The 24,105-nt window shown below is 72.3% G+C and carries 24 protein-coding genes; 15 read left to right on the top strand and 9 right to left on the bottom strand.

Annotated elements, in window-relative coordinates:
* Positions 1-70 precede the first annotated feature (70 nt).
* From IF00_RS0108330 to IF00_RS0108310, 4 genes are all read left to right on the top strand, one after another.
* Positions 71-766, top strand: a complete 696-nt coding sequence (locus IF00_RS0108330) for a TetR/AcrR family transcriptional regulator (RefSeq protein WP_037637838.1) — start codon at positions 71-73, stop codon at positions 764-766.
* An 18-nt stretch (positions 767-784) separates the two neighbouring features.
* Positions 785-1,480: an ArsR/SmtB family transcription factor gene (locus IF00_RS0108325; protein WP_030315857.1), complete on the top strand. Its 696-nt coding sequence runs from the start codon at positions 785-787 to the stop codon at positions 1,478-1,480.
* 162 nt (positions 1,481-1,642) lie between these two features.
* Positions 1,643-2,557, top strand: a complete 915-nt coding sequence (locus IF00_RS0108315; RefSeq protein ID WP_037637769.1) for a DMT family transporter — start codon at positions 1,643-1,645, stop codon at positions 2,555-2,557.
* Between the two features lie 214 nt (positions 2,558-2,771).
* Positions 2,772-3,446 (top strand): TetR/AcrR family transcriptional regulator, encoded by a 675-nt coding sequence (locus tag IF00_RS0108310; RefSeq protein ID WP_030315853.1) that lies wholly within the window; start codon positions 2,772-2,774, stop codon positions 3,444-3,446.
* A 48-nt stretch (positions 3,447-3,494) separates the two neighbouring features.
* Here the strand turns inward: IF00_RS0108310 and IF00_RS0108305 are convergent, their stop codons facing one another.
* Complete coding sequence (locus IF00_RS0108305; protein WP_030315851.1) at positions 3,495-4,157, bottom strand: TetR/AcrR family transcriptional regulator; 663 nt, start codon at positions 4,155-4,157, stop codon at positions 3,495-3,497.
* Between the two features lie 124 nt (positions 4,158-4,281).
* Here IF00_RS0108305 and IF00_RS0108300 point away from each other — a divergent pair, with 124 nt between their 5' ends.
* The 10 genes from IF00_RS0108300 (at position 4,282) to IF00_RS0108255 (ending at position 13,262) form a co-directional block, all read left to right on the top strand.
* Positions 4,282-5,220, top strand: a complete 939-nt coding sequence (locus IF00_RS0108300) for a DMT family transporter (protein WP_030315849.1) — start codon at positions 4,282-4,284, stop codon at positions 5,218-5,220.
* Positions 5,221-5,291: 71 nt separating this feature from the next.
* Complete coding sequence (locus tag IF00_RS0108295) at positions 5,292-6,092, top strand: MBL fold metallo-hydrolase (protein WP_030315847.1); 801 nt, start codon at positions 5,292-5,294, stop codon at positions 6,090-6,092.
* 26 nt (positions 6,093-6,118) lie between these two features.
* On the top strand, positions 6,119-6,820 hold the full coding sequence (locus IF00_RS0108290; protein ID WP_030315845.1) for a DsbA family oxidoreductase: 702 nt from the start codon (positions 6,119-6,121) through the stop codon (positions 6,818-6,820).
* A 220-nt stretch (positions 6,821-7,040) separates the two neighbouring features.
* Positions 7,041-8,219, top strand: a complete 1,179-nt coding sequence (locus IF00_RS0108285) for an aminotransferase class I/II-fold pyridoxal phosphate-dependent enzyme (protein ID WP_030315844.1) — start codon at positions 7,041-7,043, stop codon at positions 8,217-8,219.
* The gene (locus tag IF00_RS0108280; protein ID WP_030315843.1) at positions 8,209-8,751 is read left to right on the top strand and encodes a DUF6190 family protein; all 543 of its coding nucleotides are present in this window, start codon (positions 8,209-8,211) and stop codon (positions 8,749-8,751) included. The genes IF00_RS0108285 and IF00_RS0108280 overlap by 11 nt, the downstream gene beginning before the upstream one ends.
* Positions 8,752-8,775: 24 nt before the next feature.
* Positions 8,776-9,582: a dihydrodipicolinate synthase family protein gene (locus IF00_RS0108275; RefSeq protein ID WP_030315842.1), complete on the top strand. Its 807-nt coding sequence runs from the start codon at positions 8,776-8,778 to the stop codon at positions 9,580-9,582.
* Complete coding sequence (locus tag IF00_RS0108270) at positions 9,579-10,475, top strand: iron-containing redox enzyme family protein (protein WP_030315840.1); 897 nt, start codon at positions 9,579-9,581, stop codon at positions 10,473-10,475. Before IF00_RS0108275 ends, IF00_RS0108270 begins: the two co-directional genes overlap by 4 nt.
* Positions 10,472-10,852 (top strand): Rieske (2Fe-2S) protein, encoded by a 381-nt coding sequence (locus tag IF00_RS41035; protein ID WP_078944587.1) that lies wholly within the window; start codon positions 10,472-10,474, stop codon positions 10,850-10,852. Before IF00_RS0108270 ends, IF00_RS41035 begins: the two co-directional genes overlap by 4 nt.
* Positions 10,849-12,300 carry a purine-cytosine permease family protein gene (locus IF00_RS0108260; protein ID WP_037637768.1) on the top strand — a complete coding sequence of 484 codons (1,452 nt, stop codon included), beginning with the start codon at positions 10,849-10,851 and terminating at the stop codon, positions 12,298-12,300. Before IF00_RS41035 ends, IF00_RS0108260 begins: the two co-directional genes overlap by 4 nt.
* Positions 12,301-12,302: 2 nt before the next feature.
* Positions 12,303-13,262: a PDR/VanB family oxidoreductase gene (locus IF00_RS0108255; RefSeq protein WP_030315836.1), complete on the top strand. Its 960-nt coding sequence runs from the start codon at positions 12,303-12,305 to the stop codon at positions 13,260-13,262.
* Between the two features lie 200 nt (positions 13,263-13,462).
* Here the strand turns inward: IF00_RS0108255 and IF00_RS0108250 are convergent, their stop codons facing one another.
* From IF00_RS0108250 to IF00_RS47790, 3 genes are all read right to left on the bottom strand, one after another.
* Entirely contained in the window at positions 13,463-14,545 is a 1,083-nt protein-coding gene (locus IF00_RS0108250) for a Zn-dependent alcohol dehydrogenase (RefSeq protein ID WP_030315834.1), read from the bottom strand.
* Positions 14,546-14,708: 163 nt separating this feature from the next.
* Positions 14,709-16,100: an aldehyde dehydrogenase family protein gene (locus tag IF00_RS0108245; RefSeq protein WP_030315832.1), complete on the bottom strand. Its 1,392-nt coding sequence runs from the start codon at positions 16,098-16,100 to the stop codon at positions 14,709-14,711.
* A 401-nt stretch (positions 16,101-16,501) separates the two neighbouring features.
* Complete coding sequence (locus IF00_RS47790) at positions 16,502-16,924, bottom strand: class F sortase (protein WP_342451031.1); 423 nt, start codon at positions 16,922-16,924, stop codon at positions 16,502-16,504.
* Here IF00_RS47790 and IF00_RS47785 point away from each other — a divergent pair.
* Positions 16,923-17,135 (top strand): hypothetical protein, encoded by a 213-nt coding sequence (locus IF00_RS47785; RefSeq protein WP_078944585.1) that lies wholly within the window; start codon positions 16,923-16,925, stop codon positions 17,133-17,135. The genes IF00_RS47790 and IF00_RS47785 overlap by 2 nt on opposite strands.
* A 186-nt stretch (positions 17,136-17,321) precedes the next feature.
* On the opposite strand, the gene IF00_RS0108235 is transcribed toward IF00_RS47785, so the two are convergent.
* From IF00_RS0108235 to IF00_RS0108215, 5 genes are all read right to left on the bottom strand, one after another.
* The gene (locus tag IF00_RS0108235) at positions 17,322-17,990 is read right to left on the bottom strand and encodes a hypothetical protein (RefSeq protein ID WP_030315828.1); all 669 of its coding nucleotides are present in this window, start codon (positions 17,988-17,990) and stop codon (positions 17,322-17,324) included.
* A 193-nt stretch (positions 17,991-18,183) separates the two neighbouring features.
* The gene (locus tag IF00_RS0108230; RefSeq protein ID WP_030315826.1) at positions 18,184-19,620 is read right to left on the bottom strand and encodes a CitMHS family transporter; all 1,437 of its coding nucleotides are present in this window, start codon (positions 19,618-19,620) and stop codon (positions 18,184-18,186) included.
* Between the two features lie 179 nt (positions 19,621-19,799).
* Positions 19,800-22,001: a molybdopterin oxidoreductase family protein gene (locus IF00_RS0108225; protein ID WP_030315824.1), complete on the bottom strand. Its 2,202-nt coding sequence runs from the start codon at positions 21,999-22,001 to the stop codon at positions 19,800-19,802.
* 84 nt (positions 22,002-22,085) lie between these two features.
* Positions 22,086-22,715 (bottom strand): TetR/AcrR family transcriptional regulator, encoded by a 630-nt coding sequence (locus tag IF00_RS0108220; protein WP_030315821.1) that lies wholly within the window; start codon positions 22,713-22,715, stop codon positions 22,086-22,088.
* A gap of 133 nt (positions 22,716-22,848) precedes the next feature.
* Positions 22,849-24,090: a hypothetical protein gene (locus tag IF00_RS0108215; protein ID WP_030315819.1), complete on the bottom strand. Its 1,242-nt coding sequence runs from the start codon at positions 24,088-24,090 to the stop codon at positions 22,849-22,851.
* Positions 24,091-24,105: the final 15 nt, after the last annotated feature.

The following is a 24,105-nucleotide window of genomic DNA, read 5'->3' as shown; positions in this document are numbered from 1 at the left end:
CGGCGCCCACCTCACCCGACCATTTAATTACCACTGCTAGTTTTTGCGGTGCAGGCCTACTATGTGCGCCATGGCCCGACCGCGCAAGCCCCTGCTCAGCCGAGACCGCATCGTCGAGACGGCGGGCGCGCTCGTGGACGCGGAGGGCCTCGGCGCGCTCTCGACCCGCCGACTCGCAGCCGAACTCGGGGTGAGCGGACCCTCCCTCTACAACCACTTCCGCACCAAGGACGAGATCCTCGACGCCGTCGCCGACGCGGTGAGCACGAAGATCGATCTCTCGATGTTCGCGGAGGACGACGGCCGCGACTGGCAGACGGCGCTGCACGACTGGGCCGTCTCCTACCGCGCCGCCCTCGCCGACCACCCGCACATCGTCCCGGTCCTCGCCCAGGGCCCCGGCCGCCGCCCGGCGGGCCTGCGCGTCGCGGACGCCGTCTTCGGCGCGATGGTCCGCGCGGGCTGGCCGCCGGCCCAGGCCACCTCCATCGGCGCGCTGATGCGGTACTTCATCACCGGCTCGGCCCTGGGCTCCTTCGCACGCGGCTTCGTCGACGACGAGGCGGCCTACGACCCGGCGGACTACCCCCACCTGGGCCAGGCGCACCGTCTGGCCGAGCACCGCCAGAAGGTCGACGAGGGAGCCTTCGCCACGGGCCTGCGCGCGCTGCTCGACGGGCTGCGGCTCCAGTACGAGGCCCAGGTGCGCGAGGCCGCGGGGCGCCCCTCCGGCTCTCAGGACAGTTCGGCCACCGCCGAAGCGTGAGTGCGGGAGGCTGGACGCATGGCTGCCAGTGACCTCGCCGCGCTCGCGGCGCTCTTCGCGGACGAGACCCGCGCCGCGTTCCTGCTCGCCCTGCTCGACGGGCGGGCCTGGACCTCCGGGGAACTCGCCCGGCACGCGGGGGTGGCCCCCTCCACCGCCAGCGAGCACCTCGGAAAGCTCGTCACCGGCGGGGTGCTCGCGGAGGAACGGCAGGGCCGCCACCGGTACGTGCGACTCGCCGACCCCGGGATCGCGCATCTCGTCGAGGACCTGGCCACCCGGTCCGAGCCGGCGGTGCCGCCGCCGCCCCGCTCGCTGGGCGCCGCGAGCGCCGGCCGGGCGATGGCCCGGGGCCGGACCTGTTACGACCATCTCGCCGGGCGGCTCGGCATCGCGATCACCGAGGCGATGACCGCCCGCGGGCTGCTGCGCCAGGACACCGGGTTCGCGCTCACGGACCGGGGCCTGGCCTGGTTCGACGAACTGGGCATCCCTCTCGTACGCCGGGGGCGGCGGCCCGTCGCGCGCGGCTGCCTCGACTGGACCGAGCGCCGGCCGCACCTCGCGGGGCTCGCCGGCGCCGCGCTGTGCCGGCACGCGCTGGACGACGAGTGGTGCGTACGGATCGGGTCGGAGCGGGCCGTGAAGGTGACCGGGCGGGGCGAGAGCGCGCTGTTCGCGAACCTGGGCATCGCTCCGGAGGCGCTTCGATGAGACGGCTGCCGCACGGCGACCCCCGGCCCGCTCCCGGCTCCCGGCTCCCGGCCCCGCCTCGGCTCCGGCTCCGGCTCCGGCTCCGGCTCCGGCTCCGGCTCCGGCTCCGGCTCCGGGGATATTGCGGTGAGCGCCGAAGGGTCCGCGCCCTACGGTCGAGCCATGCAGAAGCAATCCTCGCGGCTCGCCCTCGCCGCCGCCGGTGTCACGGTCGTCCTGTGGGCCTCCGCCTTCGTCTCCATCCGCAGCGCGGGAGAGGCCTACTCCCCCGGCGCGCTCGCGCTCGGGCGGCTGCTCGCCGGCACCCTGGTCCTGGGGGCCGTCCTCCTGGTCCGCCGCGAGGGGCTGCCGCCCCGGGCGGCCTGGCCGGGGATCCTGGTCTCGGGCCTGCTCTGGTTCGGGGTGTACATGGTGGTTCTCAACTGGGGCGAGCAGGAGGTCGACGCGGGCACGGCGGCGATGGTGGTGAACATCGGCCCGATCCTCATCGCCCTGCTCGGCGCCCGCTTCCTGAAGGAGTCCCTGCCGCCGCGGCTGCTCGCGGGCATGGCCGTCTCCTTCGCGGGCGCGGTGGTCGTGGGCCTCTCCATGTCCCGCGCCTCCTCCGGCGCGCACGCCTCGCTGCTCGGCGTACTCCTCTGCGTCCTGGCGGCGATGGCGTACGCCGGCGGGGTCGTGGCACAGAAGCCGGCGCTCGCCCACGGCAGCGCGCTCCAGGTGACGACGTTCGGGTGCCTGGTGGGGGCGGTGGCCTGTCTGCCGTTCGCCGGGCAGCTGATCGACGAGGCGGGCCGGGCCCCGCTGTCGGCGACCCTGAACATGGTCTATCTGGGGGTGTTCCCGACCGCGCTCGCGTTCACGACCTGGGCCTACGCCCTGGCCAGGACGACCGCGGGGAGGATGGGCGCCACGACGTACGCCGTGCCCGCCCTGGTGGTGCTGATGGCGTGGCTGTTCCTCGGCGAACTGCCGGGACTGCTCACGCTCGCCGGGGGCGCGCTGTGCCTGGCGGGTGTGGCTGTATCCCGTTCACGGGCGCGGATCCCCGCCGACGCCGGAACGGCTGAATCCACCTGACAGGGCATGGCTCCGGTTCCGGACACTTCACACGCCCCCGGCGTCGGGTGTGCGCCCGCGACCTGGGGCTGAGATGCCCGTCAAGCCCCAGTTTCGGCCGGTGGGGCGAGAGGACACGTTTCGTGGCCCCTCGGCCGGATAGTTTCGAGTCGGTCACAGGCGCGGGCCGGAACATCACGCTCCGGCACCTTCTCGCAAGCCGACGGGGGAGCTCATGGCGATTCAGCAGCGGGCGGAACGTACGAGACAGGAAATCCTGTCGGCGGCCGCGAGGGTGTTCGACAGGCACGGGTACGAGCGGGCCTCGCTCGCCAGGATCGCCGGCGAGGCCCGGGTGACCACCGGCGCACTCGTCTTCCACTTCGCGACGAAGGCGGAGCTGGCGACGGCGGTCCACGGGCGGGCCCACGCGGCCACCCGGATCACGGTCGAGTCGGCGTGCCTGTCCACGGAGGGCGTCGGAGGCACCGCGATCGACAAGCTGGTGATCGCCACGCACGCGCTGATACGGCTCTTCGAGACCGATCCGACGGCGCGGGCCGGTGAACGCCTCGCGCGGGAACTGCAATTAGCCGACCCGGGGTTCTCCCGGGACTGCCCCTGGCGGCGCGAGGTGGCGCGCCTGGCACGCTACGCGGAGGCCGAGAAGGCCCTGCGCCCCGGCGTGGACGCGACGGCGGTCGCCGCGCTGATCGGCTACGTGATCACCGGGGTCGAGCTGGAGATGCGCTGCCCGAACGGTCCGTCCGAGGAGTGCTGGCCCAGCGAGGACCCGAGGAGCGCGGACAGCGGCGCTTTGCACGGCCCTGCCGAGCAACGGCTCGACCGCATCTGGAAGTTGATCCTCCCGGGCCTGGTCCACCCGGCCGGGCGGCGGCCCGGCGCATAGCGGCGCGGGCGGCCGGGAAGCGGCGCCCGGCGGGCGCGCCGCTCCGTCTCACTCCCCCGACCGCAGCAACTGGCGCGCGAAGTCGGCGAGGGAGCGGCCGATGCGTTCGGTCGACAGGCCGAGTTCGTGCCGCTGGAACTGGTAGAGCTCGGGTGACAGCGGGCTGAGAGCGATGTCGATCAGCGGGTCCGGGTCCTGGATCCCGTGGTCGACGAGCAGCGTGCGGACATGCACGCGCCAGAAGCCGTACGCACCCGTCCGGAAGCGCGCGGGGCCGGTCTCCGCACCGAGGGCCAGCGGCAGGTGCCGTTCCAGGAGATCGAGCATCGCCAGGTAGAACGCCGCCAGCCGCTCCCCCGCGGGCGCTCCGGGGCCGAGCGGCGGCGGGCCGTAGATGAGCTGACCCTGGAGCCGTCGCTCGTGCTCGTCGAGCAGTGCGACGGCGACCGACGAGGGATCGGGGAAGCTCCGATAGAGCGTGGCCCGGCCCACCCCGGCGGCCTTGGCGATCCGGTCCATGGTGACCGTCCGCGGATCCTGCTGGGCGAAGAGCTGCTCGGCCGCGGCCAGGATCTGGGCCCGGTTGCGTTCCGCGTCCGCGCGTCTGCGCGGGGCGACCGGCTGGTCGTCCGCGGCCTGAAGATCGCCGAGGAGCCCGCCGACCCGGTGGACGGAGGCGGCTCCACGACCCCGCTGCTCGTCGTCGCTCATGGACCAGACCTTACTTCCCCTGGAGCTAAGTGGACACCTTGTCCGTTTGCCATGTCTCGTGGCATGCTAAACGGACTCAGTGTCCACTTATCCCCGCTCGCCATCCCGCCCCAGGGAGATCCAGATGCACACCGCGCTCCTCGCCGCGGCCCTGCTGGTCGGCTGCCTCCTGGCCGTCCAGGCCTCGGTGAACCTCCAGCTCAACTCGGCCGTCGGCACCCCGTACGGCGCCTCGACCATCCAGCTCGGCGTCGCGACCGGTCTGCTGACCGTGCTCGCGGTGGCGGCCGGAGCACTCGGCGCGCTCGGCAAACTGCCCGACGTCGAGCCCTGGCAGCTGCTCGGCGGACTCGCCAGTCCGCTCTACATCACCAGCGGCATCCTGCTCTTCCCACGGCTCGGCGCCCTCGCCGCCGTCGGACTCTTCGTCACCGGCCAGATGTTCGCCTCGCTCGCGCTCGACCTCTTCGGTCTCCTCGGTCTCGAGCAGCAGGACCTGAGCGCCGGGATCGTCATCGGCGCCGTGGCCGTGCTCGCCGGCATCGTCGTGATCATCCGGGGCATGAAGGCGGCGGCCCCTCCCGGCGCCCCCAGGATGTCGAGTGCCGGCCGCGCCGGCTGGCTCGCCCTCGGCGTCGTCGCCGGAGCCGTGCTGCCCATCCAGGGCGCGGTCAACGCCCAGCTCCGCGCCCAGCTCAAGCAGCCCGTCACCGTCGCCGTGATCAGCTTCGCCGTGGCGACGTTCACCATCGCCGTCGTCCTGCTCGTGCTGTACGCGACCCGGAAGACGCCGAAGCCCAAGATCGCCCCGCTGAAGAAGATGCCCTGGTGGGGCTGGCTCGGTGGCGCTTGCGCCGCCGCCTACGTCACCGGGACCTTCCTGCTCATCCCCGAGATCGGGGCGGCGGTGACCATCGCGCTCACCGTGACCGGGCAGCAGCTCACCTCGGCCCTGATCGACCACAAGGGCCTCTTCAAGCTCCCCCAGCGCTCCCTCACGAAGCCGCGCGCCCTGGGTCTCGCCCTGCTGATCGCCGGCTCCCTGACCATCCAGCTCGTCTGACCGAGGCCGGCGCTCCCCGGGGACCCCGTCCGGGAGCCACGGCCCGCACGGTGCGTCATGAAAGGTGTGCCATGAAAGCGTCCTACACCGCCGGGCCGGACCTCCACGTCCTCCCCTCGGCACTGCCCATCCCGGGCCTCGGCGACCAGCCGGTGAACGCCTTCCTCCTCCGGTCCGGCCAGCCGATCCTCGTGGACACCGGCATGCCCGTCGACCGGGAGGGCTTCCTGGACTCCCTGTGGTCGCTGATCGAGCCGGCCGACCTGCGCTGGGTCGTCGTCACCCACGACGACCGCGACCACACCGGCGCCCTCGCCCGGATCCTGGAGGCGGCGCCGAACGCGAAGGTCCTCGCCAACGCCATATCGCTGACGCGAATATCGGAAGAGTTCGCCATTCCGCAGGACCGGGTCGTCACCGCGAACCCGGGAAGCCGCGTCAAAGTCGGCGACCGTGAGCTCAGTTTTCACCGGCCTCCCACTTTCGATTCACCCGGAACCCTCGCCGTGTTCGACCATTCCGATGGAACGCTCTACAGCTCCGACAGTTTCGGGACCGTCGTAGAAGAAATCAGCCAAGAGTTCACCGAACTCTCCGAGGCGGAATTCTTCCACGGCTTCGAGGTCCTGAACCGGGCGATAGCCCCGTGGACCGCGCTGGTCGACGAGACGAAATTCCTCCGGCCGGTGCACGAGCTGGCCGCCCTGCGCCCCGCGAAGCTGCTGAGCGCCCATGGGCCGACCGTCCGCGAGGCCGCCGTACCGCGGCTCTTCGAGGCGATGGCCCGTATCCCCTCCCTGCCCGCCTGGCTGCCCGACGCCGACCTCGACCTCGAGGCCGCGCTCGACGCCGTCGAGCCCCCCGCCGCCTGAGATCCCCGCACGAACCGAGGAGAACCATGTCCGACCCGACCACCGCCGACCTGACGCCGCCGCGCGGAGTCGTCACCGTCTTCTCCGACATCTGGTGTTCCTTCGCGCACATCGCGATCCACCGGCTGCACACCACCCGGGCCCGTCTCGGCCTGGAGGAGCAGGTCTCCTTCGACCTGCGCGCCTTCCCCCTCGAACTGCTCAACGACGCCCCGAGCCCGCGCCCCGGCACGGACAGCGAGGTCGCCCGGATGGCCAGCCTGGAGCCGGCCGCCGGCTGGCAGCTGTGGCAGGCCAAGGACTGGCTCTACCCCTCGACGACCCTGCCCGCACTGGAGGCGGTGCTCGCCGCCAAGGAGCAGAGCCTGCGCGCCTCGGAGCAGCTCGACCTCGGGCTGCGCCGGGCCTTCTGGGCCGAGTCGCGCTGCATCAGCCACCGCAAGGTGATCCTGGACGTGGCCGCCGAGACCGGCGCCGTCGACGTCGGCACCCTCGCCGAGGCCCTGGACGACGGGCGCGCGCGCCGCACGCTCGCGGACCAGTCGGCGCTCGCCCAGAGCGACCGGGTGGACTGCAGCCCCCATCTGTTCCTGCCCGACGGCTCCGACCACGCCAACCCCGGCATCGAGGTGGACTGGGAGGGCGCCTACGGCATCGGCTGGCCGGTGATCGGCTCGGACGACCCGAAGGTGTTCGAGGACATCCTGCTCAAGGCCGCCACTGAATAGTTGAACACGCCGCCAAAAGCGGCCGCAGCACCGGAACGACGGCCAGGCATTCCTTTACGAGGAATGCCTGGCCGTCGTTCCTTTTTTTCATCGGCAGAACATCGCGGTGATTATTAATTGCGTGACCCGGCCGTTATTCGCAAGGGCGGTCGAAGCTCCTACAGTCATTCACGCCGCCGGAATTCCGGACGGAGATTCGTATCGACAGCGGGAGTTCTTCATGTCGTTGACCGACAAGGCAGACGTCAGCACGTTCGTCGACCTCACCCAGCACGAGATCGAAGCCCTGAAGACCCGGTTCAACCTGGCCGACGCGCACACCCACCAGCGTCAGTCCACCTCCCAGGAGCGGATCGTCTCGCGGCTTCCCGAGCTGTGGCACGAGTCCGAGTCGAAGCAGCAGGCGCACTTCGAGCGGCAGTTCCTGGACGCCTTCTTCCGGCTGCACCAGCAGCCCACCGCCCGCGCGATGGGCCGCACGCTCCTTTCGTACTCCGCGAGCGTGTCGACCATGGTCGCCGGCATGTTCCTCAAGCAGCGCGGGATGTCGGTGCAGTTGGTCGAGCCCTGCTTCGACAACCTGGTCGACCTGCTGCGCAACATGCAGGTGCCGATCGCCCCGTTCGCCGAGTCCGCGCTGCACGACAAGGACGCCATCTACGAGCGTCTCGTCGACGAGATCACCGCGGACGCGATCTACCTCGTCGACCCCAACAACCCCACCGGGTTCACCCTGCTCGCCGAGAAGCTGGAGGGCTTCCGCGAGGTCGTCCGCTACTGCGTGGACCACGACAAGGTCCTGGTGATGGACTTCTGCTTCGCGTCCTTCGCGCTCTGTGACGAGGGCATCGGCCGGGTGGACATCTACCGGCTCCTGGAGGAGTCCGGCGTCACCTACATGGTCATGGAGGACACCGGCAAGACCTGGCCGATCCAGGACGCCAAGTGCGCCATGATCACGGCCAGTCAGGACATCCAGGAGGAGGTCTACAACCTCCACACCAGCGTCCTCCTGAACGTCTCGCCGTTCGTCCTCAACATGGTCACGCAGTACGTCGAGGACTCCATCACCGACGGTTTCGCCTCCGTCCGCGACATCATCCGCACCAACGGCGAGGCCGCCCGCAACGCCCTCAGCGGCACCATCCTGGAGTTCCAGGAGCCGGTCGTCGGCACCAGCGTCGCCTGGTTCCGCATCAAGCCGGATCACCTGACCGCCACCCAGCTCCAGGCCGTCCTCTTCGACGAGGAGGTGTACGTCCTGCCGGGCACGTTCTTCTACTGGAACACCAAGGAGAAGGGCGAGCGCTTCGTGCGCCTGGCCCTGGCCCGCGAGCCGGAGCTGTTCGCCGGCGCGATGGAGCGGATGCGGAAGGTGCTCGAGCGCTATGCCGTCTGACACCGACCCGGTGGTCTTCATCGACGCCACCACGTTCATGGGCATGCACAGCAAGGACGACGCGGTCCGCGTGGCCGCCAAGGCCTTCTTCGCCGGCCGGCTGGCCGCGGGGGACGCCGGCGGGGTCGTCATGAGCTGGGAGCAGGTCGGCCGCTGCGACGACCTCGTGTGGGGCTACGAGCGGGAACTGCAGGACGAGTACTACCCGTTCATGGACGTCCTCCACACGGACCTGGCGATCGACCGGATCGCCTACGCCGAGGACGACGTCCGCCGGGCCTTCACCGAGCCCGCGCTCGACGGTCTGCCCACCCATGAACGCCTGCTGCTCGCCCAGGTCATCGCCCGCGGGGGCGTGCTCCACACGGCGAGCCCCCGGCTCGTCCGGACGGCCGGCCTGCCCGTCGTACCGCTGGCCCCGCTCGCCCCGGCCGACGCTCCCGCCCTCGGCGAGGAGCCGTCGTTCCCCGCGTACCTGGAGGACCTCTACCGGCGGTCGCTGGTCCTGAAGGTCGTCTCCGAAACCCTCTGATTCGTTCCGAAGGGCACCCCACTCATGCCTGGCACCTACTCCGGGACCGTCGTCCCGCTGATCACCCCGTTCGACGAGCACGGCGTCGTCGACGAGCCGAGCGTGGTCCGTCTCCTGGACCACATCCGCACCGAGGTCAACGGCTTCATGCCGGCCCTGACCTCCGGCGAGGGCTGGAAGCTCGACGCACGGCAGTGGCAGGACGTCGTCACGTACACCGTCCGGCACGCGGGCGGTCTGCCCGTCCTCGCCGGCATCCAGCTTCCCGACACCGACGCGGTGATCGACCGGGCCCGGACGGCGGCCGCGATCGGCGCCGACGCCGTCGTCGTCACCACGCCGTTCGGGGCCGAGGTGACGCAGGACGGGATCGTCGAGCACTACAAGGCGATCCGTGCGGCCCTCGACATCCCGATCTTCCTCTACAACGAGGAGGCGCTCTCGGGCAATCGCATCGAGTTCGACACCCTGATCCGGATCTGCAAGGAGATCCCGGGGATCGTCGGCATCAAGGAGTCCAGCGGAGACGCCGCCTTCACCCGGAACATGGCCGAGGCCGGCACCGGCATCCCGGTCTTCGAGGGCTGGGAGAACCTCCTCGTCGACGCCCGCGGCATCGACGGCTTCATCGGCCCGCTGGCCAACCTCGAACCCTCGCTGTGCAACGCGATGCTGGTCGACCCGACCCCCGACCGCCAGGCGGAGATCAACACCGTCTGCGAGCGGTACGGCGTCTTCAAGGACGACTGGTACCGCTGGGTCAAGAAGGAACTGCACCGACGCGGCGTGATCTCCTCCCCGACCGTGCACGAGGAGGCGAAGGCGGCATGAGCACCACCCCCGCCGCTCCCTCCGCGTCCCCGCCGGCCGCGTCCGCCCCGCCGGTGGCCGCGCACTCGATCACCGCCCCGGCCGCGACCTCCCAGCGCGAGCTGCACAGCCTCTACCGGCGGGTCCCCAACCTCGGCGACTACGGCTCGATGACCGCGATCGAGGAGCGCTGGATCCTGCCCAAGGCACGGGCGTACGAGACCTCCGCGCCCCGGTTCGGCTCGCCCGGCGAGCTCCTTCAGGCGCTCAAGGAGTTCCTCGCCGAGGAGGAGGCCTCGCTCCCGGAGAGCGCCACCTTCCTCGCCGAGCACGCGACGCTCGACCAGTTCAAGGTCGTGGTGCGCCAGTTCGCGCTCGACGGTCTCACCGAGTCGGAGTCGCTGCTCCCGGTCGTGCCCCGGCTCCCGTACCGCTCGGCGATGGCGGTCTTCCGCGTCCTCATCGACGAACTCGGCTGCGGCAACGAGGAGAAGGCGCACTCCCAGCTCTACCGCGACCTGCTCACCGAGCTCGGCATGAGCCTCCGGCTCGACGACTACCTCGACGAGACGACCCCCGAGTGCTTCGCCTACGTCAACATGTTCCACTGGCTGGCGAGCCGGGCCCCTTCGCCCCAGTACTTCCTGGGCGCGTACGCCTACTTCGAGACCAGTGTGCTGTACGCCTTCCAGAGCTTCGCCCGGGCGGCGCGGCGGCTCGGGATCACCCACGACGCCTACTACACCGAGCACCTCTACATCGACTCGTACCACAGCAGTCATATGCGTACGGCGATCCGGTCGCTCGAGGAGCCGGACCTGGCGAAGATCTGGGCGGGCGTGCGACTGGCCTCCGACATCGTCGGCACGGCCACGGAGGCGGCCGTCGCGCGAGCCCGGGAGACCGTCGCATGACGGCCGTGCCCGCGGGGCGGCGGCGGGACTCCGACGAGCCCACAGTCCGCCAGGTGACCGAGGACCTGGTCCTCGTCGAGGTCGGCGGCCGCAAGGTCCTCGCGGCCGCCGTCTGCCCCCACCGCGGGGGCCGGCTCAAGTACGGCAGGGTCGACGGGGACAGGCTGCGGATCACCTGCCCCCTGCACCACACCACCTTCGACCTCACCAGCGGGGAACGCCTGGCCGGAGCCGCGTGCGCGGCCCTCCGCGTGGTGGACGTGCTGCCCGGGGACCTCGGCGTGCCCGAGCAGCGCGACCCCACGCACGACAGTGACGCGGCCGCCGCCACCCGAGCGGCCGCGCCCGGGATGGCCCCGTCCGGGGGCGCCTCATGACCACCACACCGACCGGGGCGGCGTCCACCGTGGCGCCGCCCCGTGCGGCGGTCGACCACGACGGCATCGCGCCGGTGCCCGAGGCCGAACGCACCTCGTCCCCGGGCGACTTCGGCTGGATCTGGCCCTCCGCGCAGTTCTCCTTCGGCACGGTCGTGCTCGGCGCGCTGCCCGTCGTCTTCGGCCTCGGCTGGTGGGCCTCGGCGAGCGCCATCGCCGTCGGCGTGGCCGTCGGAACGGCACTGCTCGCCCCGCTCGCCCGCTTCGGCGTCCGGACCGGCACCAACGATCCCGTGTCGAGCGGCGCGCACTTCGGCGTACGGGGCAGGGTCGTCGGCAACGTCCTCACGGTGGTGACTGCGCTCGGCTTCTTCGCCATCGCCGTGTGGACGGGCGGCACCGCCGTCATGGTCGCCGGCCACCGGCTGTTCTCCACCCCCACGGGCCCCGGCGCGCTGACCGCCGCGATGTTCGTGACGGCGGCGGCGGTCGCACTGGTCGCCGTCCGCGGCCACGAGACCCTCGTCCGTACGTACAAGGTCACCGCGGTCACCGGCGGCGCGGTCCTCCTCGGCACCGTGCTCGTCCTCGCCCCGGAGTTCGACGCGGGCTACTCCGGCGGGACGCTCGCGCTCGACAGCACCCTGCACACCTGGCTGCTCGCGGCGACCGCCTCCGCCACCGTGCCCCTGTCGTACGCCACCTTCCAGGGCGACTACACCCGCTTCATGCCCGCCTCCACGTCCACCGGCCGGGTCGTGCGGGCCAGCGGGATCTCCATGTTCCTCAGCAGTCTCGCCGCGCTGCTCACCGGCGCGTACGTGACGACCCTCTTCCCCGTCCCCGACGAACCCTGGCTCCAGGGGCTGACGGACGCGGTGCCCGGCTGGTTCGCGGTCGCGGTCGTCGTCTTCGGCTTCGCGGGCACCCTGCCGCAGGCCGGGCTCTGTCTGTACGCGGCCGGGCTCTCCGCCAACTCCGTGTTCTGGCGCTCCTCACGGACCGGCGTCACCACGGTGGTCGCGGTGCTCGCGGCGGCCGTGCTGTACCTCGGGGCGGTCGTGTACGACGCCATGGACGCGATGTCGGCGTTCGTGACGCTGCTGCTCACCGTCGTCGCCCCGTGGGCTGCCGTGCTCTTCGTCGGGTACGTGCTCCACCGGGGCCGGTACGACGCGGAGGCGCTGCGCACGTTCACCACGGGCGGCGGCGGCCGGTACTGGTACACCGGCGGGGTCAACCCGCGGGCCGCCACGGCCTTCGCGCTCGGCTCGGTCGTCGGGGTCCTCTGGGTCAACAACCCTCTGTACACGGGCCCGTTGACCGATCTCACGGGTGGGGTCGACCTGAGTCTGCCGGCCTCCTTCACGGTCGCCGCCGTGCTGTACGGGGCGCTGTGCCGGGTATGGCCGGAGCCGCTGCTGCCACCGACACGAGTTTCGAGGTGACGATGTCCACCACAGTCCCGCTCACCGCCCGGCTCACGGTCCGGTCGGTCGTCCCCGAGGCCGACGGCGTCGTGGGGCTCGTCCTCACCGACCCCACGGGCGCCGAGCTGGCCCCGTGGGAGCCCGGCGCACATCTGGAGGTGACGCTGCCGTCCGGGGCTGTCCGGCACTACTCGCTCTGCGGGGACCCCGCGGACCGGAGCACGTACCGGCTCGGGGTGCTGCGGGAGCGCGCCGGCCGGGGCGGGTCGGAGGAGGTCCACACCGCCGTCGGCGCGGGCACGGTCCTCGGGGTGCGGGGCCCGTTCAACCGCTTCCCGCTGGTGCCCGCCGAGCGGTATCTGTTCATCGCGGGCGGCATCGGCATCACCCCGCTGCTTCCGATGGTCCGCTCGCTTCCGCCGGGGTCGTGGTCCCTGCTGTACGGGGGCCGGAGCCTGCCGGCCATGGCGTACCGCGAGGAGCTCGCCGCACTCCCCGGGGTCACCCTCGTCCCGCAGGACACGGCGGGGCTGCCCGATCTGGACGACGTCCTGGCGGGGCTCCCGGCGGAGACGGCCGTGTACTGCTGCGGGCCCGAGGGACTGCTGCGGGCGGTGGAGGAACGGTGGACGGGTCGCCTGCACACAGAGCGGTTCGGGGCGGCGCCGGCCCCGCACCCCGGAGGGGGCTCCGGCGAGGACTCCGGGACCGGCGGCGGCTTCGAGGCGGAACTGCGGCGGAGTGGCCGGACCGTGCACGTCCCGCCCGGTCGCACCCTGCTCGACGCCGTGCGCGAGGTGGTCCCCGGTGTCGCGTACTCCTGTGAGGAGGGCTTCTGCGGCACCTGTGAGACGAAGGTGATCGCCGGTACGCCCGAGCACCACGACTCCGTCCTCGGCGAGGACGAGAAGGCCTCGGGGGCGACGATGATGATCTGCGTGGGGCGCTCGCGCGGCGCGCGGCTCGTGCTCGACCTGTGACGCGACCGCGCTCTGTGAGGTGACCGCGCCCTGTGAGGCGGCCTCGATCCATGGCATGACGTGGCCCGTGGCATGCCGTGACCCCTGACGCGACGTGATGCGTGACGCGACATGATGCGTGAGGCGCGTTGACGGGTGACGCGCGGAAGCCCGTACCGGTACGCCGGTACGGGCTTCCGCGCGGGCGTGGCCGCCCGGTGTCAGGGGAAGACCACCAGGGCCCGGCCGCCCTTGCCCGCGAGCATGTTCTCGAAGGCGCCCGGGATCCCGTCCAGGGTGATCCGCTCGGTGACGAGCGCGCTCAGGTCGAGCCGGCCGGCGCGGATGTGCTCGGCGAGGACCGGCAGGTCGACGGCCGGGTTCGAGTTGCCGTAGACGCAGCCCGCGAGGGTGCGGCCCCAGTGGAAGATCTCCAGGGCGTTGAAGGTGACCTGCTGGTCCTTGCCGCCGATGCCGACGACCGTGGTGCGGCCGCCGCGTCGGGTGGAGTCCCAGGCGGCACGGATGGTGACGGCGCGCCCGACGCACTCGACGGCCACGTCGACGCCGTGGCCCCCCGTCAGCCTCCGGACCTCCTTCGCCGTCGTCTCCGAGGCGACGACGTACTCGGTGGCCCCGGCCGCCCGCGCGAGCGCCTCCTTCTCCGGGGAGACGTCCACGGCGACGATCGTCGAGGCGCCCGCGATCCGGGCGGCCTGGAGCGTGGCGAGCCCCACCCCGCCGACGCCGAACACCGCCACCGTCTCGCCCTCGCGGACCCGGGCGGAGTGGTGGACCGCGCCCCAGCCGGTGAGGACGGCGCAGCCGAGGAGGGCGGCGTCGGTGAGCGGCACGCCGTCGGGCACCGGGAGGACGCAGCCCGCGGCGACGACGGTCTCCTCGGCGAAGGCGGCGACGTTGAGACCGGGATGGAGGTCCCTGCCGTCCTGGGTGCGGGCGTGGATGTTCGCGGTGCCGGTGAGCGCGTTGACGCAGAGCCAGACCTCGCCGAGCGCGCAGGGGTGGCAGTCTCCGCAGGAGGGCGCCCAGTTGAGCACGACACCGTCGCCCGGGGCGACGTGGGTGACGCCCTCGCCGACGGAGACGACGGTCCCCGCGCCCTCGTGGCCGAGGACGGCGGGCACCGGCACGCGCATGGTGCCGTTGGAGAGCGACAGGTCGGAGTGACAGACGCCGGCGGCCGCGAGCCGGACCCGGACCTGGCCGGGGCCCGGTTCGGGGAGTTCGATGCCGGTGATCTCCAGCGGGGAGCCGACGGAGGGCAGGACGGCGGCGCGGATCAGGCTCACGTGCGGTGCTCCTCGGGAGTCGCGTGGACGGGGCGGAACGACGGGGCAGATCGGGCCGGTGGGGCCAGTCGGGCCGGTTCGGGCCGGGGGATCGGTCGGGCCGGTGGGGCCAGTCGGGCCGATCGGGTCAGTGGAGCCCGGCGGGCCGGTGGGCGGCTCAGAACTGCAGGGACTTGGTCTGGAGGTACTCGGTGAGGCCGTGCGCGCCGAGCTCCCGGCCCACGCCGGACTGCTTGTACCCGCCGAAGGGGGCCAGCGGGTTGAACCGGCCGCCGTTGATGTCGACCTGGCCGGCCTCCATGCGGCGGGCGAAGGCGACGGCCTCCTCGGGGTCGCCCCAGACCGCTCCGGCGAGGCCGTAGACGGTGCCGTTGGCGATGGCGAGGGCCTCCTCCTCGTCCTCGTACCGGAGGAGCGAGACGACCGGTCCGAAGATCTCCTCCTGCGCGATGGTCATCTCCGGGGTGACATCGGCGAAGACGGTCGGGGAGACGTAGTAGCCGGTCTCCAGGGGGGCCTCGGGGCCGCCGGCGACGAGCCGGGCGCCCTCCTCGACGCCCTTCTCGATGTAGCCGCGGACCCGCTGCCGCTGCTTGGCGTTGACCAGGGGGCCGAGGCGCTCGCCGGGGACGTACTTGGCGACGGCCTCGGCGGCGAGCGCCACCGCCTCCTCGTACCGGTCCGCGGGGATCAGCATCCGGGTCCAGGCGCTGCACTTCTGGCCGGAGTTGGACATCACGTTGGCGACGCCGACGGAGACGGCCTTGGCGAGGTCGGCGCTCGGCAGGATGACGTTGGCGGACTTGCCGCCGAGTTCGAGGGCGACCCGCTTCACGGCGCCGCCCGCGAGGGCGCCGATGCGGCGGCCGACGGCGGTGGAGCCGGTGAAGGAGACGAGGTCCACGTCGGGGTGCTCGGCGAGGGCCTGCCCCGCGACCGGGCCGAGGCCGGTGACCAGGTTGAAGACGCCGGCGGGCAGGCCTGCCTCGTGCACGGCCTCGGCGAAGAGCTGGGCGGTCAGCGGGGTGTCCTCGGCGGGCTTGAGGACGGTCGTGCAGCCGGCGGCGAGGGCCGGGGCGACCTTGGCGACCACCTGGTGGAGCGGGAAGTTCCAGGGGGTGATCGCGGCCACGACGCCGACGGGCTCGGAGTAGACGGTGGAGTTGCCGACCTTCTCCTCGAAGGAGTGGGTGGCGGCGAGGTCCGCGTACGTCCCCGCCACGGCGATCGGCAGTCCTGCGTGCACGGCGGCGGCGAGCTGCGGCGGAGCGCCGAGCTCGGCGGTGACGGTGGCGGCGATCTGCTCCGCGCGGGCGGCGAGGGCGTCGCGCAGGGCGGCGATCCGGGCGCCGCGCTCGGCGGGCGGGGTCGCGGCCCAGCCGGGCAGGGCGGCGCGGGCGGCGCGAACGGCCGCGTCGACGTCCTCGGCGGTGCCGGCCGGGACGTGGGCGATGACCTGTTCGTCCGCCGGGTTGAGGACGGCGATCGTGTCGGGACCGGCGGCGGGCCGCCACTCCCCGCCGATGTACATCGCGTCGTGCGCCTTCATCCGATGTCTCCTCACACTACCGACCGGTTCGACACCCAAACTAGCGCTGTTAGTTTTTGGGCGCCAGGGTCTTCGGACGTGCCCCCGGTCTCAGTACCGAACCGATCGTGCCGCCCTGACGCACCCACTGTCCACGACAGGACCGGACAGGCGCCGGGCGCCGGAACCGGCCCCGGCACCCTGGACGGCGTTGCGGGCGGGGGCTCCCGACCTGCCGGGTTCGCCCGGCGAGGGCACTCCCCCCGCCGGTTCGCGCGTGGGGCTCCCGCCGCGAGGGCGGGTTCTCCGCCGGGCGGGTCCCGGCACGACGCCGCGCCCGGCGGGCGCGCACCGGATGGTGCGGCCCGCCGGACGCGGCGGGGAGGGGCCGACGGAGCGGCTGGGTCCGTCGGAACCGTGGTTCAGATCTGCTGGTCGATGTCCGTGAGGTGGGCGAAGACGACGATGTTCGCCTCGTAGCCCTTTCCGGGGTCGAAGGCTCCGCCACAGGTGAGCAGCCGCAGTTCGGGCCGTCCGGTGGAGCCGTACACCTCCTTGTCGGGGAAGTCGTTCTTGGCGTACGTCACGACGCGGTCGACCGTGAAGACGGCGACCTTGCCGTCGGCGCGCGCGACCCGGACGGTGTTGCCGGGGCTGAGCGAGTCGAGACTGACGAAGATGGCGGGGCCGGTACGGGTGTCACGGTGGCCGACGACGACGGCGGTCCCGCGCTCACCCGGGGTGACCCCCTTCGCGTACCAGCCGACGACCAGGGGGTTGTCGATGGGCGGTGTGGCGAGCCGGCCTTCGGCGTCGAGACCGAGCTCCATCACGGGGGCCTCGATGGTGATGGCCGGTACGGCGACGGTGGTCGGCCGCGAACGGGCCAGCGGCGCGGGCGGGGGCGAGGGGCGGGGCGACGGTACGGCCTTCGGCCTCGCCCTGGGCGTCGCCCTGGGCTTCGCCTCCGGTTTCACCGTGGACCTCACCTGCGGCCCCGCCTCGGGCTGCGTCCCGGGTTTCGTCCCGGGCTTCGTCTGGGGCTTCGCCTTGTGATCCAGGGCCGCCGGCGCTCCGACCGCCGCGCCCGCCCCGCCGGGAGCGGCCGGTGCGGCGAGCGCCGCACCGGCCGGTTCCTCGTCACCGGCCCACCAGACGCAGCCGGTCACCAATGCCACGGTGACCGCCACGGTCCTGACGAGCCGGAACAGGCGCCGTTGGCGACGCGTGAGGCGCGAGGACCTACGCGGCGCCATTGTCGCGGCGGCGCGAGCGGCGGATCAGGACCAGTCCGGCCGTACCGGCGAGACCGGCGGCGACGGCCGCCCCGATGCCGAAGTTGGACGAGTCGTCGGCGGCGACCTCCGCGCTGCCGCCGCCGCCGGCGCCGACCGGTCCGTGCGGGGGCCTGTGGTGACCGTAACCGCCGTTGCCGTTCCCGCCGTTGCCGTTCCCGCCGTTGCCGTTCCCGCCGTTGCCACCGTTCGGGCAGTTGACCCGGAAGACCTTCGACTTCGCCGCGCCGTTCTGGCCCACCCACGTCCATTCGACCTTGTACATGCCGGACGCCAGGCCGGTGATGTCGTCCGTGTGTCCGTCACCGTTGCTGTCGACGGCGATGCTGCCGTTCTTCAGCGACGGATCCTGGTTGCCTGGCTGGCCGGGCTGCTCGTAGATGTTCCATTGGATGCTCTGCAGGCCGTCGAAGTTGAAGGCCGCGAAGCGGAAGACACATCCGACCTGGGGCTCGTTGGCCTGGCTGGTGTCGGGGGTGCCCTGCCGGTGAACCTTGACGTCACCGTTGTCGCCGGGCGCGGCGAAGGCTGCCGGGGCGCCGGCGAGGGTCACGCCGCCGAGCGCCAGGGTGGCGAACGCCGCGCGGAGCAGGGTGCGGGTGTGGGGGGTCGCCATGAGGGAGGTCCTCCAGTCGTGAGTGAAGACAGCGGACGCGTATTGCGATAATCCGACTATCTGTCACGACACGGGCACAGAAGGTGACGGCACGGCCGCGTCGTCCCCCGTCTCCACCCGTCCGGCCCACTCCCCGTCCCCGGCACACCGCGGCCAGGGACGGGTCGGGCCGCACCGGGAGCCCCGGATCGGCTCAGACGATGCCGAAGAGGATCCCCGACACGAGGACGACCAGCGAGGTCAGGGCGGCCCACTTCACCGTGAACCTGGTGTGGTCGCCGAACTCCACCTTCGCCATGCCGACGAGGACGTACACGGCGGGGACCAGCGGGCTCGACATGTGCAGCGCCTGGCCGACCAGGGAGGCCCTTGCGATCTCCAGGGGCGAGACGCCGTGGGCGGCGCCCGCCTCGGCGAGGACCGGCACGACGCCGAAGTAGAAGCCGTCGTTCGACATGAAGTAGGTGAGGGGGATGCTGAGCACACCGGTGACCAGGCCCATGTGCGGGCCCATGCCCTCGGGGATGGCACCGACGAGCCAGTCGGCCATGTGCTTGACCATGCCTGTGCCGGTGAGGACGCCGGTGAAGACCGCGGCGGCGAAGACCATGCCGGAGACGTTGAGGACGTTGTCGGCGTGGGCGGCGATACGCGCCTTCTGCTCGGCCATCTTCGGGTAGTTGACGGTGAGCGCGAGCGCGGCGCCGAGCAGGAACAGCACCGGGATCGGCATCAGTTCGAGGATCATCGTGGCGAGCAGCGCGATCGTCAGTCCGGCGTTGAACCAGTACAGCTTGGGGCGCAGGGTGGCCCGGTTCGGGTCGAGCCCCTGGAACCCCTCGTCCTCCCCGTCGCCTTCCCCTGAGCCCGGGACCGCGCCCGGCGCATCCCCGGAACCGCCGGCGGGCTTCTCGGTCGGATCCACGGCGCCACCGGCACCGCCGCTTCCACCACCGGCACCCGCCGTGACGAGCACCGTGTCCGTCTCGGGCACCAGGACCTCGTCGAGCGTGAGGTAGCCGATGCGCTTCCGCTCGCGGCGCCCGAGGACGTACGCGAGGACGAACACGAAGAGCAGGCCCATGCCGAGCGCCGGAATCATCGGTACGAAGACATCGCCGGCGTCCAGCTTCAGCGCGGTCGCGGCGCGGGCCGTGGGGCCGCCCCAGGGCAGGGTGTTCATGACGCCGTTCGCGGTGGCGGCGACACCCGTCATGACCACCAGACTCATGCCGAGCCGCTTGTAGAGCGGATACATCGCGGAGACGGTGATCATGAACGTGGTCGAGCCGTCACCGTCCAGCGACACGATCGCGGCGAGCACCGCCGTACCCACGACGATCCTCACGGGGTCCGCCTTGCAGAAGCGCAGGATGCCCCGGACGATCGGGTCGAAGAGGCCGACGTCGATCATCACGCCGAAGTAGACGATGGCGAACATCAGCATCGCCGCCGTCGGTGCCAGCTTGCCGACGCCTTCGATGACGTAGTCGCCGAGCTGGGCCCCCTGCCCGACCGCCACGCAGAACAACGCGGGGATCAGCACGAGTGCCGCGATCGGCGACATCTTTTTCATCATGATCAGGACCAGGAAGGTCGCGATCATGGCGAAGCCGAGGACGGTCAGCATGGAGGACACCTCACGTTCACCCTTGAACTCCCGCCGAGCGGCGGTCCGGATGACGGTAGGTGCCCCCTTCTGCCGTTAACAAGACGTTGACGCGTGAGCAATACGAGCAAAACCCCAGGTCACGGGCGGGGTCACGGCGAGAGTCGCAGCAGGGACCCCAGCACGGGTCACGGCAGGGGTCACGGCAGCGGCGCGACCTGGACCGGGAAACCGTTCAGCACGGCCGTCCCCGACAGGGGGTCGAGCCGGGAGCCGTCGAGCAGCTGGTTGACATTGACTCCGGGGCGCGCGGACGCGACGGTCAACCGGGTGCCCGGCCGGTCGTGACCCCAGCCGTGCGGAAGGCTCACCACCCCCGGACGCACCCCGTCGGTCACCTCGACCGGCACCTCCAGCTCGCCGCCCTCGCCCTTGACCCGCGCGAGGCCGCCGTCGGCGAGCCGCAGCCGGGCCGCGTCGTCGGGGTGCACCTGGAGGGTGCACCGGTTCGTACCGCCGCCGAGCGCCGGGGTGTTGTGCAGCCAGCTGTTGTTCGAGCGCAGGTGGCGGCGCCCGACCAGCTGGACGCTGCCGGAGTCGGGTGCGACGTCGAGCGCGGCCCTCAGCCGGGGCAGGTCGGCGGCGAGCGGCGCGGCGAACAGCTCGATCCGTCCGCTTCGGGTCTTCAGGACCTGCGGGACGCGCGGCTTGAGCGGGCCGAGGTCGATGCCGTGCGGGTGGGCCCGCAGCTCGTCGAGGGTGAGCCCGTACGGGCCGAGGCGCAGCATCAGGTCGAGCCGGCGCTCGGGCCCGGTGTCCCCACTCAGCCCCGCGGCGAACTCCACGGGGTCCGCTCCGTACGCCGGTGAGTGCTCCTGGGTCACCGCCTTGGCGAGGGTGGTGTCGATCGCGAGCTGGTCGACGGCGGACGGCGGGGCCCCGTGCATCCCGGAGACGGCGAGGATCAGCCGGGCATGGATCTCGCACTCGTCCATCCGGTCCGCCTCCAGGGGGACGGCGGCCGGGGTGTAGCGGGCCTGGTCGCGGACGGCGAGGGCGTTGAAGGCGAAGTCGAAGTGGGCGCTCCTGGAGGGCGGGGGCGGCGGCAGCAGGACATCGGCGTGGCGGGTGGTCTCGTTGAGGTACGGGTCGACGGCGACCATCAGGTCGAGGGAGCCGAGCGCCGCGTCGAGGCGGTCCCCGTCGGGTGCGGACAGGACGGGGTTGGATGCGACGGTGATCAGCGCCCGGATGCGGCCCTCCCCCGGGGTCTCGATCTCCTCGGCGAGCGCGACCATCGGCAACTCCCCCTTGACCTCGGGGTGGTGCGAGACCCGGCTGTGCCGGCGGCCGAGGGTGAAGCCCCGGCCGGGTCCCGCGGGGCGCGGGGCGGGCGCCGTGGCGGAGAGCGGGAAGAGGGCGCCGCCGGGCCGGTCGAGGTTGCCGGTGAGGGTGTTGAGGACGTCGACGAGCCAGTTGGCGAGCGTTCCGTACTCCACGGTGGAGCTGCCCATCCGCCCGTAGACGGCGGCGGTGGGCGCGGCGGCGAGCTCCCGGGCGAGGGCGCGGATGGTGTCCGCGTCCACGTCGCAGGCGTCGGCGACCGCCTCGGGGCTGAACTCCCGTACCGCAGCCCTTACCTCCTCGACCCCCTCCACATGGGCGGCGAGCGGGCCGAGGTCGGTGAGCCCCTCCTCGAAGAGGGTGTGGACGAGCGCGGCGAGGAGGAACGCGTCGGCGCCGGGGCGAATGGCGACGTGCCGGTCGGCGAGCCGTGCGGTGCGGGTGCGCCGGGGGTCGACGACGGTGAGGGTGCCGCCGCGCCTGCGCAGTGCCTTGAGCCTGCCGGGGAAGTCGGGGGCGGTGCACAGGCTTCCGTTGGAGTCCAGCGGGTTGGCTCCGAGGATCAGCAGGTGATCGGTGCGGTCCAGGTCCGGCACGGGGATCGCGAAGGGGTCTCCGAACAGCAGGCCGCTGGAGACGTGCTTGGGCATCTGGTCGATCGTCGACGCCGTGAACAGGTTCCTGGTGCGCAGCGCACCGATCAGCAGGGGCGGGTAGAGGGCGCCGGCGATCGTGTGCACATTGGGGTTGCCCAGGACGATACCCACGGCATCCGGCCCGTACTCCTCGATCAGCGGACGAATTCTCGCCGCGATCGTGTCGAACGCCTCCTCCCAGGTCGCCTCCTGGAGCCGCCCGTCCTTCCTGACCAGCGGGGTGCGGAGCCGGTCGGGGTCGGCGTCGATCCCGGGGAAGGCGGCCCCCTTGGGGCAGATGAACCCCTGGCTGAACACGTCCTCGCGGTTTCCGCGCGCCCCGGTGACCCGGGACCCGTCGATCGTCAGGGTCAGTCCGCAGGTCGCTTCGCAGAGGGGGCAGATGCGCAGGGCGGTGGACATGGCGTCTCCCGGGGGCAGCGTCGGGTCGGGGCCGGGGCGTCGGCCCGCAGCGAGCATACCGACCGGTAGGCACGCCCGGGAGGGTTACGACAGGGAGGGCGAGAGATAGGCGTGAAGGAGTTGCCGGGTCTCGTCGATGACGGCCGGGTCGCCCTCGGGGGCGACCCGGAAGGCGAGCCGGACGAGCGTGTCGGCGGTCTCGACGCCGACCCGGACCTTGCGTCGCAGCGTCTCGTCGGCGGGACGGCCGAGGTGGGCGGCGAGCAGATCGCAGATCCGCTCGGCGACCAGGCCGTTGGGGTCCTCGCCCGCCTCCTCGGCGGCGGGTACGCCGAAGTCGACGAGGGCGAAGCCGGGGACGGTCCGCTTCATGGCGATGAACTCGTCGAGGACACCGTCGATGGCCGCGTGCGGGTCGGGGTCGGCGGTGGCGTCGAGGTGGGCGGCGATCCGCTCGGCGTACCGGTCGAGATTCCGGTGGGCGAGCGCGGCGACCATGGCCCGCTTGTTGTCGAAGAAGCGGTAGACCGAGCCGATGGGGACTCCCGCACGGGCTGCTACGGCGCGGGTGCTCAGCTGCTCGTAGCCGGTCTCGTCGAGCAGTTCGGCGCAGGTGTCGAGGATCCGGGCGAGCCGCTCGGCGCTCCGCTGCTGCACGGGGGCCCGGCGCAGCGTGGACGGGGTCTGGGCGTGGGACTGGGGCACGGGGTCCATGATGCCGCTCCTGCCGCCCTGCCGGGCCGGGCAGGGCGCGGAACCGTCCGGGCCGGCAGCGCCCGGTCGTTCCGGACGAGCAGTCCCGGGCCTCGGCCGGTGCCGCGCGCCGGAACCGGACGCGGGCGTACGGTCAGGCGATCAACAGGCCGATGCCACCGAGGGTGTACGCGATCATCAGCGCGAACAGCGGGAGTTGGCCGGCGATCGCGCGGTCGGGCGGGAAGAGGCGCACGGACCGGTCGTGGGCGGCGACGACACCGAGGACGTGGCCGGTGACGATCGCGGCCACCTGAAGCGTCGCGAGGCCTCCGGGACCCAGGAACGGGGCGGGTGCGAGGGCGTTGTCAGTACCCCCTGCCATCATGACTGTGCGTGGTCCTTCGGTGACGAAGAGCGAGAAGTAGTGGGCGACGAGATAGCCGAGGGCGATGGGCAGGAGCGAGTGGGCGAAGGAGGTGAGCGGAGTGGTGAGGGTGCGGTTCATCAGGCGGAGGGCGCCCGCGCAGAGGCCGTAGCCGGCGGCGACGAGGGCGACGGCGGCGAGCAGGCCGAGTGTGGCGGTGGGGACGGGGCCGAGGGGTGAGGTCTGGAGGGTGGTGATCCAACGGGGGTTGTCGGAGAGGCCGTCGTAGGCGGTGGAGCCGAGGAGGACGCAGACGGTGGCGACGAGACCGGGGGTCTGCGGGGTGGCGTCGAGGCCGTGGAAGGGGGAGCGGAGGACGAGCCGGCCGTCGGCGCGGCGGCCGAGTGGGGAGAGCCGGGCGAGAAGGGAGGAGTACACCTCGAAGGGGTCGGCGTGGGCGAACCATCGGTCGCCGTGGCGGGCGGCGCCGATGAGCTGGACGCCGGTGTGGAGGGCGAGGGCGGTCAGGAGGGTGGCGGAGGAGGTGTTGTCGGGGGCGACGAGTTCGAGCCAGGTGAAGAGGAGGAGGCCGAGGGCGGCCGGGCGGATGCCGAGGGCGGCCGGCAGCGGACGGGGGTTCGGCGGCGGGTGCAGGGAGTGGACGGCACGCAGGGGGTTGAGGAGGCGCCAGACGGGGCCGAGGAGGAGGGAGGCGGGGACGAGTCCGACCCAGAGCAGGACGTAGAGGGCGCCGGGCGCGGGGTTGCGGTCGGGGTCGTCCGGCCCGAGAAGGAGGTGGAGGAGGAGGACGAGGGCGGCGACGGCGCCGAGGAGCCGGAGCGCGGTGCGGGTGGCGGGGGCGTCGGCGACCCGCTGGAGGGCGAGGGGGAGCGGGCGTCCCGAGAGGTCGCCGCGGAAGCGGGAGGAGGACCAGAGCAGCCCCAGGGCGAGGAAGGAGACGAGAAGCGCGGCGAAGGCGCCCGCGTAGGCGTAGAAGGGAGAGAGAGGGAGGTCGTGCCGGGAGCCCACGCCGTGGGCGAGCGG

It is taken from the genome of Streptomyces flavochromogenes (assembly GCF_000717595.1).
In the GTDB taxonomy this organism is placed as follows: domain Bacteria; phylum Actinomycetota; class Actinomycetes; order Streptomycetales; family Streptomycetaceae; genus Streptomyces; species Streptomyces flavochromogenes.
Note: the sequence above shows the minus strand (reverse complement) of the source record. Positions and strands in the feature narration are given on the sequence as shown.